12 protein-coding genes are annotated in these 12,055 nt (G+C 42.4%); 2 read left to right on the top strand and 10 right to left on the bottom strand.

The features are described 5' to 3' along the window. Positions 1 to 153: 153 nt before the first annotated feature. From napH to napF, 5 genes are all read right to left on the bottom strand, one after another. A complete protein-coding gene (gene napH / locus C228_RS0109965) occupies positions 154 to 1,047 on the bottom strand; it encodes a quinol dehydrogenase ferredoxin subunit NapH (RefSeq protein ID WP_018652474.1) in 894 nt (297 codons plus the stop codon). After that, the gene (napG, locus tag C228_RS0109960; RefSeq protein ID WP_018652473.1) at positions 1,047 to 1,952 is read right to left on the bottom strand and encodes a ferredoxin-type protein NapG; all 906 of its coding nucleotides are present in this window, start codon (positions 1,950 to 1,952) and stop codon (positions 1,047 to 1,049) included. The genes napH and napG overlap by 1 nt, the downstream gene beginning before the upstream one ends. Before the next feature lie 117 nt (positions 1,953 to 2,069). Further along, positions 2,070 to 4,553, bottom strand: coding sequence for a nitrate reductase catalytic subunit NapA (napA, locus tag C228_RS0109955; protein WP_018652472.1), 2,484 nt, complete (start codon positions 4,551 to 4,553; stop codon positions 2,070 to 2,072). Positions 4,554 to 4,701: 148 nt separating this feature from the next. Next, positions 4,702 to 4,962 carry a chaperone NapD gene (locus tag C228_RS0109950; protein ID WP_018652471.1) on the bottom strand — a complete coding sequence of 87 codons (261 nt, stop codon included), beginning with the start codon at positions 4,960 to 4,962 and terminating at the stop codon, positions 4,702 to 4,704. Beyond that, the gene (gene napF / locus C228_RS0109945) at positions 4,955 to 5,488 is read right to left on the bottom strand and encodes a ferredoxin-type protein NapF (protein ID WP_018652470.1); all 534 of its coding nucleotides are present in this window, start codon (positions 5,486 to 5,488) and stop codon (positions 4,955 to 4,957) included. The genes C228_RS0109950 and napF overlap by 8 nt, the downstream gene beginning before the upstream one ends. A gap of 199 nt (positions 5,489 to 5,687) precedes the next feature. Here napF and C228_RS0109940 point away from each other — a divergent pair, with 199 nt between their 5' ends. Continuing rightward, positions 5,688 to 6,263: an NAD(P)H-dependent oxidoreductase gene (locus tag C228_RS0109940; protein ID WP_018652469.1), complete on the top strand. Its 576-nt coding sequence runs from the start codon at positions 5,688 to 5,690 to the stop codon at positions 6,261 to 6,263. A gap of 105 nt (positions 6,264 to 6,368) precedes the next feature. Here the strand turns inward: C228_RS0109940 and frdD are convergent, their stop codons facing one another. From frdD to frdA, 4 genes are read right to left on the bottom strand one after another with little or no spacing between them, the layout of a single operon-like run. Beyond that, positions 6,369 to 6,713 carry a fumarate reductase subunit FrdD gene (gene frdD / locus C228_RS0109935; RefSeq protein ID WP_018652468.1) on the bottom strand — a complete coding sequence of 115 codons (345 nt, stop codon included), beginning with the start codon at positions 6,711 to 6,713 and terminating at the stop codon, positions 6,369 to 6,371. A 13-nt stretch (positions 6,714 to 6,726) separates the two neighbouring features. Further along, entirely contained in the window at positions 6,727 to 7,119 is a 393-nt protein-coding gene (frdC, locus tag C228_RS0109930) for a fumarate reductase subunit FrdC (protein ID WP_018652467.1), read from the bottom strand. A gap of 8 nt (positions 7,120 to 7,127) precedes the next feature. After that, positions 7,128 to 7,862 (bottom strand): succinate dehydrogenase/fumarate reductase iron-sulfur subunit, encoded by a 735-nt coding sequence (locus C228_RS0109925; RefSeq protein WP_018652466.1) that lies wholly within the window; start codon positions 7,860 to 7,862, stop codon positions 7,128 to 7,130. A 12-nt stretch (positions 7,863 to 7,874) separates the two neighbouring features. Then, the gene (gene frdA / locus C228_RS0109920) at positions 7,875 to 9,674 is read right to left on the bottom strand and encodes a fumarate reductase (quinol) flavoprotein subunit (RefSeq protein ID WP_018652465.1); all 1,800 of its coding nucleotides are present in this window, start codon (positions 9,672 to 9,674) and stop codon (positions 7,875 to 7,877) included. A 346-nt stretch (positions 9,675 to 10,020) separates the two neighbouring features. Here frdA and epmA point away from each other — a divergent pair, with 346 nt between their 5' ends. Beyond that, positions 10,021 to 11,004, top strand: coding sequence for an elongation factor P--(R)-beta-lysine ligase (epmA, locus tag C228_RS0109915; protein ID WP_018652464.1), 984 nt, complete (start codon positions 10,021 to 10,023; stop codon positions 11,002 to 11,004). 82 nt (positions 11,005 to 11,086) lie between these two features. Here the strand turns inward: epmA and dapF are convergent, their stop codons facing one another. After that, positions 11,087 to 11,911, bottom strand: coding sequence for a diaminopimelate epimerase (gene dapF, locus C228_RS0109910; protein ID WP_018652463.1), 825 nt, complete (start codon positions 11,909 to 11,911; stop codon positions 11,087 to 11,089). Between the last annotated feature and the right edge of the window lie 144 nt (positions 11,912 to 12,055).

Below are 12,055 nucleotides of genomic sequence, written 5' to 3'. Positions count from 1 at the left end.
TCACTCCGTTTTAAAAATTAAAAAGGGTTATAAATTCCCCCCTCTTTACTAAAGAGGGATCAGGGGAGATTTTACAAGCGGTGGATTTCCGCCAAATTTTTGTAAATTTGAGATTTTTAAATCTCCCCCTCTTTTTCAAAGAGGGGAGTTTTGTTAAACATTTTTCACTTCAATACTGTCTTGAAAGCGTGTACCGAATGCAAAGACTTTCTCTGCACACACATCAATACAACGTCCGCAGCTAACACAATCTTTCGAAAGTACAATGGTGCTGTCTTCCGGTTTACCATGTAGCGGAACTCTTAATACTTGAGGTTCCGGGCATACGTTGTAGCAATCCATACAACGATCACAGCGGTTACGATCGACTACATTCACCTTCACGACACTTTTTGCACCAATCAGTGCATAAGTTGCACCGATTGGGCATAAATGCCCGCACCAGCCGTGTTCCACAACCAGCAAATCAAGTAAGAAAATGACCGCTACCAGCCATACGGTTGCACCTAAACCAAAAACAAAGGCTCGTCCTAATGCAGCAACTGGGTTAATCCACTCCCACAACAGGGTTCCCGAGATTGCACTGCCGATTAAAATCATCGCTAAGATCACGTAACGTAAATTACGTGAGATTTTCGCACTTTGACGAATGCCTAACTTACGTCTCAGCCATGCGGCGGCATCGGTCACCATATTCATTGGGCAAACCCAACTACAAAAAGCTTTACTTGCCACAATCGCATAAAATGCCACAATAATCAGGGCACCTAAAATCGTTGTCCATTCAGGCACATATCCTGTCGCTAGACTTTCTACGGTCATCAGCGGATCGCTCATCGGCACACTATCAAACAGCATACTGCCACTATAGTTACCTTTTAAAATCCAAACATTCCAAAACGGCCCGCTTAAAAACATTAAGATAATGCTTAATTGGCTCAAACGGCGCAAAATTAGAAAGCGATAAGCTCGCCACCAACCTAATTTTTGTCGTGCTTCAAGCCCTGCATCCTTAGGTTTATTCGGTACGTATTTCACTTCAGCCATTATTTCACCCCCTTAATGTTTAGATCTAAGTTAGGGAAATGTTCCGCTTCCGGCACCGTGGTTGATTTCGGTACGTAATCGTAAGTGGCACGATTTGGCGTCGCTACTTTCTGATTCGGCTGAATCTGCATAAATTGGTAAATCGGTTCGCTCATTCCTTCCGGCATACGGGCGTCTAACGCTGGGCGTAAACCGTCCGGATGCTGATCTTCCAATAACGCCTTACCGGCATTTTGTTTTTCTTTCCAACCTAAGCGGTAATGTCTACCAAGCAAACCTTTAGCAAGATCCATCGGTAATACTTTGATTGCTGCTTCTTCTAATACACAAGCCTGTTCACACTTCCCACAACCGGTGCAGGCATCGGAATGTACGGTTGGAATTAACTTAGCGTGAATATTTGTTCTGTCGTTATGGATACGTTCCAATGTGATCGCTTTATCCACTAATGGACAAACACGATAACAAACATCACAACGTAAGCCTTGCCAGTTCAAACAGGTTTCGTGGTCAAGCAACACGGCCAATCCCATACGAGCATCATTGATATCGGTTAACGCCTCGCTCAACGCACCGCTCGGGCAAGCATTCATACAAGGAATATCAACACACATCTCGCACGGCTTATCACGAGCCACGAAATAAGGCGTACCGGCTTCCATCGGCGAAATCAAGCTAGCCAAATGCAACATATCGTACGGACAAGCCTGTACGCACTGCCCACAGCGGGTACAAGCCGCCAAAAAGTCTTTTTCAGGTAATGCGCCCGGTGGGCGAAGCGCTACACCTTCTTTGGCATTCGCTTGTTGTTGCTGTAATCCGAGAATCACACCGACACCACAAATACCGGCTACCGTTCTGGTCGCATTTTTCAAAAATTGACGGCGATTTGGGTCAAGTTTCATCATAGTTTCCTTTTGCAAGCGGTTAAAATTTCCGCCTAGTTAGGGGAGATTTGTGCGACATTGAAGCTCCTTAAAATCTCCCCCAGTCCCTCTTTTTCAAAAGAGGGGGGGCTATAATTACGCCTTAACCACTTTAACCGCACATTTCTTAAAGTCAGTCTCACCTGAAATCGGGTCTGTCGCATCTAGCACTAATTTATTAGCTAACTGACCAGCATCGAAGAAGGTGGTATAAATTAAGCCTTCCGGGCACTTGTTGCGACCACGTGTATCTAAGTGGGTAATCATTTCACCACGACGGGTAATTAATTTCACTTTATCACCGTGACGTAAACCACGTTTTTTCGCATCTGTCGGGTGCATCCAACATAAGTTGTTCGGGAACGAACGATGTAATTCCGGCACACGACGTGTCATCGTACCGGTATGCCAATGTTCAAGTACACGACCGGTACATAGCCATAAATCGTATTCTTCATCCGGACTTTCTGCCGGTGCTTCGTAAGGTACACCTAAGATAATCGCTTTCTTATCCGGATAACCGTAGAACGATACACCTTCGCCTGCTTTCACATACGGGTCAAAGCCTTCACGGTAACGCCATAAAGTTTCTTTACCGTCAACCACCGGCCAACGTAAACCGCGAACTTGGTGATAAGTATCGAAATCAGCTAAATCGTGACCGTGACCACGACCGAATTGTGCATACTCTTCAAATAAACCTTTTTGTAAGTAGAAACCAAAATGTTCGGCTTCATCATTGAGGTAACCTGGTACATTGGTTGGTACTTGGAATTTATTCACTTCGCCATTTAAGTAAAGCACTTCGTAAAGGGTTTTACCACGGTATTCCGGCATTTGCGCTAACAGTTCTTCGTCCCATACTTCATCCGTTTTGAAGTATTTTGAGAACTCAACAATTTGCCATAAATCTGAACGAGATTCGCCCGGGCCTTTCACTTGCTGACGCCAGAACTGAGTACGACGTTCCGCATTACCGTAAGCACCTTCTTTTTCTACCCACATACAAGTTGGAAGAATTAAGTCTGCCGCGACCGCACTTACAGATGGATACGGATCTGAAACGACAATAAAGTTTTCAGGATTACGCCAGCCTGGGAAAATTTCTTCATTAATGTTCGGACCGCCTTGCATATTGTTAGTACAAAGCTGCCATAAGAAATTTAATTTACCGTCTTTCAACATACGGCTTTGCATTACCGCAGGATAACCCGGTTTAGTCGGGATTGTGCCTTTTGGTAATTTCCACGCTTTTTCTACGATCTCAACGTGTTTCGGATTGGTTACCACCATGTCTGCTGGTAAACGATGTACGAAAGTACCCACTTCACGTGCCGTACCACAAGCTGACGGCTGACCGGTTAATGAGAATGGGCCACAACCCGGAATTGAAATCTTACCGGTAAGTAAATGTACGTTGTACATCATATGGTTTACCCACACGCCACGTGTATGTTGGTTAAAGCCCATTGTCCAGTAAGAAACCAGTTTTTGTTCTGGATCCGCATACATTTTCGCTAAGGTTTCTAGCTGATCTTTCGGTACACCGGAAATTTCATGCGCTTTTTCTAATGTGTAAGGCTCAACGATTTTCTTGAATTCTTCAAAGTCAGAGTCGTACATTTTGCCCGCAGTTTTCGCATTTTTAGCCGCTTGTTGCAGTGGATGTTCCGGACGTAAACCGTAGCCGATGTCAGTTTCACCACGTTTGAATTTGGTGTGTTTATTCACGAAATCCCAGTTCACTTTATCGTTTTGGATAATGTAGTTTGCGATATAGTTAAGAATCGCTAAATCCGAATGCGGTTTGAAGATAATCGGCGTATCCGCAAGTTCAAACGAACGATGTTCAAAAGTGGACATTACTACGACTTTTACTTTATCGTCAGATAAACGGCGATCAGAAATACGACTCCATAAAATCGGGTGCATTTCCGCCATATTTGAACCCCAAAGCACGAATGCATCGGTTTTCTCAATGTCGTTATAACAACCCATCGGTTCATCCATGCCAAAGGTACGCATAAACGCCACCGCCGCAGATGCCATACAGTGACGTGCATTCGGGTCGATTGTGTTAGAACGTAAGCCGGCTTTCCAAAGTTTTACTTTCGCGACACCTTCAAAAATGGTAGTTTGGCCTGATGAGAACATACCTACCGCATTACCGCCTTTCGCTTTTAAAGTCGCTTTAACTTTTTCCGCCATAATGCTGAAAGCTTGATCCCAAGAAACCGGTGTGAAATCACCTTCTTTATAGAATTTACCGTCTTTCATACGTAACAAAGGCGTTTGTACACGGTCTGCACCGTACATAATTTTTGAAAGGAAGTAACCTTTGATACAGTTTAAACCACGGTTTACTTCTGCATCCGGGTCACCTTGCGTTGCAACAACACGACCGTCTTTAGTACCGACAAGTACACTACAACCCGTACCGCAGAAACGGCATGGCGCTTTGTCCCATTTAATACCGTCATCAGCAGCATAAACATTTTTGACAGGAATCGTCATTCCTGCCGCAGCCGCCGCAGCAATTGCTGCGTTTGCTTTCATAAAATCTCTACGATTGAGTTCCATAATTAATGTCCCACATTTATGATTAAATTAAAAAATCTATCCCCTCTTTAGTAAAGAGAGGTTAGGGGAGATTTGTAAAAAATCGGAGAAAAATTACCGCTTGTAAAATCTCCTCCAGCCCCCTCTTTGTCAAAGAGGGGGAGCCTATTTACTTTTCATCAATATAATTTGAAATAAGTGATACTACGATAACACCACTAATATCTTTCACTTGTTCAATTAAATCGGCAAGCGCAAGCTGTCTGTCACTTTCTAGCGTAACCACTAATTTACCTTCTTCGGCTTTCTCGCCATGAATCTCGGCATAAGGAATCGCTAAGATATCCGCTTTCACCTGCTCAAGTTTGGCTGGCTTCGCTTGTACCACAAGACTGCAGACATACCAATTCTGGCTCTCTAAATTACTCATTATTTTCCCTATTAATTCTAATTGCTTTGGTCGGGCAAACACTCAAACAAGCACCACAACCGTTACAAGCGGTCAAATCCAGCACTAAATTTGCAATTCCGCCCAATGCCGGACGAAAACGAATGGTTCGGCTTTCACAACTATCACCGCAAGAGCGACACTCAACACGTTGCTTTAATAAACAACGGTCCTGTACTTCCACTTTATGCGTCCAAGGTTGTTCCGTTATCTCTAAGAAAACATCCGCCTCACAACTTTTCACACAAGCTTGGCAAAAAGTACATTCGCCACGGTTAAAATCTATTTCCGGATAACCGCCGGCACCTTTGATGATAATTTGAGTTTCGCAAGCAGATATGCAGTTATTACAAGCGGTGCATTTTTGATAAAAATCTGCAAGATTTGTCCAAGGCGGGCGAATCGCATTATGTCCTTGTTGCTTTACCTGCTCCGTTTGTAACGCGTTTAAAAAATGTCCACGTAAAAAACTGCGCCGAGGTAATGATTGTTGGCTAAAATCGGACAAAGCATCCCCATTACAAGTCTAATTAAATGGTCGGCATTATCCGATTTTTACTGGTCTGCTTTTATTACTCGAAGGAGGTATTTGCTGAGGAACAACAGGAAAGATTGATAATTGTCAAAGAATAATTAGAGGAAGTTTTGTATGTAAAGCAAGATTTTAGCGATAATTAGGAACCGTTATTATTTAGCTGGGAAATACGATGAACCATCTGATTATTTATGCACATCCGAATCCGCAAAGTTTTAACCACGCAATTCTTTCGCAAGCCGTTCAGGCAAGCAAAGACCATCAAGTTATCGTACGAGATTTATATCAACTAAAGTTTAATCCAAACTTAACTTGGCAAGAATTTCAGTCCAGTCTCACCAGCCAGTATCCAACAGAAATCCAAATCGAACACCGATATTGGCAACAAGCCGATGTCATTACCTTGATTTACCCACTGTGGTGGATGGGATTTCCAGCAATCTTAAAAGGCTACTTAGACCGAGTGTTAAGCTATGGATTTGCTTATCAAAATGGCGAAATTGAAAGTGTCGGTTTATTGAAAGGCAAAAAAATGCAGCAATTCGTGACCTTAGGTAACTCGAACGAAAAGTATCAACAAAAGGGTTTCTTACAAGCTTTCGAACATACCATGGGCAACGGATTATTTAACTTCTGTGGCATTGAAAACGTAAGTATGCATTACTTTGGTTGTATAGGGCTAAAAGAGACCGATTATGCTGCCATATTACAGGAAGTAACGGATAAATGCCGTGAAATTTTAAGTTAAACCGATAAATATCGCACATAACAAGCGGTCAAAATTGCTCGATTTTTTGCAAATTTCGGATCAAAAAAGCCATCCTGACGGATGGCTTTATTCACGTTATATTGATTACAGTGCGATTACTGCAAAGAACACAATCACTGAGTAGATAGCCGATAATCCGTAGAATACCCAGCCCCCCGCAGGAAAGTGAATTTTAAGGTCATGTAAACCATGATGTACACGGTGCATACCTGCCCACATTGGGAAAATAGTTACCGCCAAAATCACTAATTTACCTAACCAAGTGTGAGCAAATGCCACGATATTATCCACCGGCACCAAACCAAGCGGTAATAACACACCTAAAATTAAGATTAAGATAGGAAAGCAAATTGCACTAATTGTACCGCCGGCACTGAACATCAACCACACAGGTGGCTCATTAGAACGTTTCGGATCTTGTTTACTCATTGCCATTCCTCCCCTAAATATAAGTAAATACTAACGCAACTAAGCTTACTACGCCGGTTACCGCCCAAAGTACATTTCTTAAAATATTTGGGTTAACACGTTCATTATTCACAATAAAAGTAAGCACTTGCGGTGTCATCACATAAAGTGTCGCTGCATGATAAAGCAATGCGGCAATACTGATAACGTTTAAAATAAATACGATTGGGTTTTGTAAAAAACCGATAAAGTTTTCTAAACCTGCCCCACCAAGGCTAATCACGCCGTAAAGCAATACAAGGCAGAACCATACGGTTGCTAAGCAGGTTGATTCACGTACCATGTACATTTTGTAGAAACCGAGTTTTGTCCACCAGTTCGCTTTCATTTCGCGTACATACGCTTTACGTTTAGTTGCTGTTGTCATATTGCCCCCTAGCTTTTTGGTTTAAGCATTGAAATTACGTAATCTTTCGCACTTTCTAATTTACCTTGGTTAATTGCAGAAGCCGGACCTACATGTTTCGGACATACTTCTGAACAATAACCGACGAAAGTACAACTCCACACCCCGTTTTTAGAGCTTAAGAGTTTCATACGTTGCTCACGACCGTTATCACGGTTATCCAAGTTATAACGGTGAGCAAGGGTAATCGCTGCCGGACCGATAAACTCAGGGTTTAAACCAAATTGCGGACAAGCTGCATAACATAGGCCGCAGTTAATACACATTGAGAATTGACGATATTTCTCTAATTGTGCCGGTGTTTGTTTAGTACGCTGACCTTCCGGTGCTTTATTATCGATAACATAAGGTTTGATTGCTTCGATGCTATCAATAAAGTGGCTTAAATCCACCACTAAGTCACGCTCAATCGGGAAGTTGGCAAGCGGTTCGATTCGCATAAAGCCGCTATAATCACGTAAGAATGTTTTACATGCTAATTTCGGTTTACCGTTTACCATCATACCGCACGAGCCGCAGATCGCCATACGGCAAGACCAACGATAAGAAAGCTCAGGCTCGAGTTCGTCTTTAATGTAACCGAGTGCATCTAATAATGAAGTTTGGCTGTCGAACGGCACTTCATATTTGTCTAAATGTGGTTCGCTATCTGTTTCCGGATTGTAGCGAAGCACTTCGATGGTCATTTTGTTTAAATTTGCCATATTATCGCTCTCCTATTTTTGTGCCTGTTCTGCTGTTTTTTTCGCTTTTTCTTGCGCTTCAGCTTCCGCACCATATACACGTTTTGCAGGTTGTGATTTAGTAATCTTCACATCTGAATATTTAATGGTTGGCGTGCCGTCTGCGTTGTAGAATGCTTGGGTGTGTTTTAAGTAATTCACATCGTCACGTTCGGTATAGTCTAAACGTTGGTGTGCACCACGAGATTCTTTACGTTCAACAGCCGAGCAAGCGATTGATTGCGCCACATCTAAAATGAAGCCTAATTCGATTTTGTAGAGTAAATCGGTGTTAAACACGCTTGATTTATCTTTTACGCTGATATTTTTGTAACGCTCTCTTAACTCATGGATTTTGTTTACCGCACCTTCCATACTTTCTTGTGTACGGTAGATACCACAACCTTCTTCCATTGCGTCACCCATTTGGTTACGAATATCTGCCCAAGATTCATTACCTTCTTGACGAGCTAAAGCGTGTAAGCGTGCAACGACATCTTGTGCTTGCGCATCAATTTGCGCTTGGTTACGAGGTGTTGCTTCTTGTGCACGGCGCGCCGCATTTTCACCGGCTACTTTACCGAATACCACTAATTCCGCCAGAGAGTTAGAACCTAAACGGTTTGCACCGTGTAAGCCTGAAGAAGCACACTCACCGACTGCAAATAAGCCTTTAATTGAAGTTTCTGCATTCATATCCACTTCGATACCACCCATGGTGTAGTGAACCACCGGGCGAACTGGGATTGGTGAAGTTACCGGATCTACACCTTCATAAGCACGCGCTAATTCGCAGATAAACGGTAAACGTTCGGTTAAGTGTTTTTCACCTAAATGACGTAAGTCTAAGTGAACAACATCAACACCTTTGTCAGTTTTTAAAGTGTTACCTTTTTTCCATTCTTGCCAGAATGCTTGTGAAACTTTATCACGCGGACCAAGTTCCATATATTTGTTTTCCGGTTTGCCGATTGGTGTTTCAGGACCTAGACCGTAATCTTGTAAGTAACGGTAACCGTCTTTATTCACTAAGATACCACCTTCACCACGGCAGCCTTCGGTCATTAAGATACCGGTATTCGGTAAACCGGTCGGGTGATATTGAACGAATTCCATATCACGTAATGCCACTCCGTGACGATACGCCATTGATAAACCGTCACCGGTTACGATACCGCCGTTAGTATTGAAACGATAAGTACGGCAACCGCCACCTGTTGCGATAACAACTGCATTTGCATTGATTTGAACAAGAGTACCTTCCATCATATTCATTGCCACACAACCGCATGCTTCGCCGTTGTCGGTTAAAATATCTAAGACGAAATGCTCGTCAAAACGTACGATGTTAGGATATTTGATTGAAGTTTGGAAAAGTGTGTGTAATAAGTGGAAACCGGTTTTGTCCGCCGCAAACCAAGTACGTTCGATTTTCATACCACCGAAACGACGTACGTTTACTTCACCGTCCGGACGACGAGACCAAGGACAACCCCAGCGTTCTAATTGAGTCATTTCAATCGGTGAATGCTCAACAAAATATTCTACGATATCCTGTTCACATAACCAGTCACCGCCACCAACGGTATCATTAAAGTGGTTGTCGAAAGAGTCTGTATCTTTAATTACCGCCGCTGAACCGCCTTCTGCCGCCACAGTATGGCTACGCATTGGGTAAACTTTTGAAATTAAAGCAATTTTAAGATTTGGATTTGCTTCCGCTGCGGCAATCGCTGCACGTAAACCGCCACCGCCAGCACCGATAATTGCGACATCAAAATTAACACTTTGCATAATGCACTCCAAAATAATAGATAAATTAATCAATATAACTTGCTCGCATTGTGCCACTATTTTTTACACAATATAAGTTTATTTTGCGTTTTCACGGCACAAAAAATACGTTTTGTGATCTACCTCAAAAAAGGTACAAAACCCTTGCTCCGTATTGATAATTACTCGTAATTACAGATAAGAATCTATCGCATTAAGCGGTTAAATTTAACCAAAATTTTACCAAAGATATAACAAAATTTTTAGGGAAAATGTGCTGTAAATTCCACTCCACATTGAAATTAAACTTCACAAACCGAAATAAATACCGCTACAATCTCATTTTTAACGTTCGATAATCTCTGCCATGAATGAATTAATTTTAGAAAATATTGAATGGAAACCGACCGCTTCTATCCAAAACCTAATCAAACGCAGCCAAATAATGGCGGAAATTCGCCAATTTTTTAAAGATCGCGGCGTATTAGAAGTGGAAACGCCCGCACTAAGCGAATTTTCTGTGACGGACGTGCATCTTTCTACCTTTAGCACCCAATTCCTTTCGCCCTTTGCCAGCGAAGCGAAAACACTGCATCTGATGACAAGCCCCGAATACCATATGAAACGCCTATTGGCGGCGGGTAGCGGTTCAATTTTCCAATTATGCCGAGTGTTTCGTAATGAAGAAGCCGGCAAGCGTCATAATCCGGAATTTACTATGTTGGAATGGTATCGTCCGCATTTTGATATGTATCGTTTAATCAATGAAGTGGATGATTTACTCCAGCAAATTCTGGATTGTGAACCGGCGGAATCTTATAGCTATCAGTTCGTGTTCCAAACCTACGTCGGTTTAGATCCGCTTTCGGCAACTCGCGCGCAATTGGTTGAAAAAGCCCGTAAACACGGCTTCCCTTGTGAAGATGACGAGAATCGAGATACTTTATTGCAATTTCTATTCAGTGAAATCGTAGAAGCGAATATCGGTAAAGAGCGCCCGACTGCGGTCTATCATTTTCCGTCGTCACAAGCGGCACTGGCTCAAATCAGTTCGGAAGATCACCGTGTTGCGGAACGTTTTGAGGTTTATTACAAAAGCTTAGAATTGGCAAACGGCTTCCATGAGCTAAGTGATGCGAAAGAACAAATGCGCCGCTTTGAACAAGATAACGTACAACGTGCACAAATGGGCTTACCGGCTCAGCAGTTAGACACTCGTTTTCTTGCCGCATTAAAAGCAGGAATTCCAAATTGTTCCGGTGTCGCATTAGGAGTGGATCGTTTGATGATGATTGCAATAAATGCCGAGAAAATTGATGAAGTAATGGCGTTTGGTGTAGAAAACGCTTAGGAGCGATTAGCCATAAATAACAAGCGGTCAAATTCTTGCAAAATTTTGCAGAAATTTGACCGCTTACTTTTGGCTAAAAGGCTTAGAGTTTAATAAAACCGTCATAAATATGGGTAGCATCACCGGTCATATATAACGGATGACCGACACCTTCCCACTCGATTTGGAGTGAACCACCGGGTAAGTCGACTTGTACATTACTATCCAACAAGCCTTGCATAATCCCTACTGCAACCGCACCACAAGCACCGCTACCGCACGCCTGCGTTTCGCCGGCACCACGTTCAAATACTCGTAATTTAATATGATTGCGATTCACTACTTGCATAAAGCTGATATTAGCGCGCTCAGGAAAGCGTTCATGATTCTCCAACAAAGGTCCTAATTCATTTACCGGTGCTGTCTTAATATCTTCAACTTGTAACACACAATGCGGATTGCCCATTGAAACCACACCGCATAACACCGTTTGCAAATCCGTTCTTAGAATATAATTTTTTTCAAATTTATTTGCCGTAAACGGAATCTGTGCCGGTTCCCAAATCGGTTCACCCATATTCACACGAACTTTTTCTTCACCTTTTAAAGTTAATACCATTTTGCCTTTGGCAGTACTCACGTGAATATCTTGTTTATTGGTTAAACCTTTTAGCGTGACAAAACGGGCAAAGCAGCGCGCACCATTACCGCATTGTGCAACTTCACTACCGTCCGCATTAAAAATACGGTAATGGAAATCTAAATCCGGATCGTAAGGCGGCTCTACAAGCAATAATTGGTCGAAGCCAACGCCGGTATGACGATCAGCTAATTTTCGGATCACATCCTCAGTAAGATAGACATTTTGCGTTACACCATCAATCACCATAAAGTCATTGCCAAGCCCGTGCATTTTTGAAAATTGCATATTATTTCCTATCATAAAAAAATTTAATTATTGATTCTTATAGCGATTAGTTTTATTTATTGCTATATTAAGCACCCTTTTCAAAGAGTTTAATTCTGCTTTGAGAAGGCTTATCTCTAAGGACTATTTTCTCAAGTATGAGGA

The sequence above is a fragment of the Actinobacillus capsulatus DSM 19761 genome (assembly GCF_000374285.1).
Classification (GTDB): domain Bacteria; phylum Pseudomonadota; class Gammaproteobacteria; order Enterobacterales; family Pasteurellaceae; genus Actinobacillus; species Actinobacillus capsulatus.
Note: the sequence above shows the minus strand (reverse complement) of the source record. Positions and strands in the feature narration are given on the sequence as shown.

Coding starts and splice junctions, on each gene's coding strand:
- C228_RS0109940 (WP_018652469.1), top strand. CDS start 5,688: ATGAACCATCTGATTATTTATGCACATCCGAATCCGCAAAGTTTTAAC.
- dapF (WP_018652463.1), bottom strand. CDS start 11,911: ATGCAATTTTCAAAAATGCACGGGCTTGGCAATGACTTTATGGTGATT.
- napA (WP_018652472.1), bottom strand. CDS start 4,553: ATGGAACTCAATCGTAGAGATTTTATGAAAGCAAACGCAGCAATTGCT.
- frdD (WP_018652468.1), bottom strand. CDS start 6,713: ATGAGTAAACAAGATCCGAAACGTTCTAATGAGCCACCTGTGTGGTTG.
- frdA (WP_018652465.1), bottom strand. CDS start 9,674: ATGCAAAGTGTTAATTTTGATGTCGCAATTATCGGTGCTGGCGGTGGC.
- frdC (WP_018652467.1), bottom strand. CDS start 7,119: ATGACAACAGCAACTAAACGTAAAGCGTATGTACGCGAAATGAAAGCG.
- C228_RS0109950 (WP_018652471.1), bottom strand. CDS start 4,962: ATGAGTAATTTAGAGAGCCAGAATTGGTATGTCTGCAGTCTTGTGGTA.
- C228_RS0109925 (WP_018652466.1), bottom strand. CDS start 7,862: ATGGCAAATTTAAACAAAATGACCATCGAAGTGCTTCGCTACAATCCG.
- napH (WP_018652474.1), bottom strand. CDS start 1,047: ATGGCTGAAGTGAAATACGTACCGAATAAACCTAAGGATGCAGGGCTT.
- epmA (WP_018652464.1), top strand. CDS start 10,021: ATGAATGAATTAATTTTAGAAAATATTGAATGGAAACCGACCGCTTCT.
- napG (WP_018652473.1), bottom strand. CDS start 1,952: ATGAAACTTGACCCAAATCGCCGTCAATTTTTGAAAAATGCGACCAGA.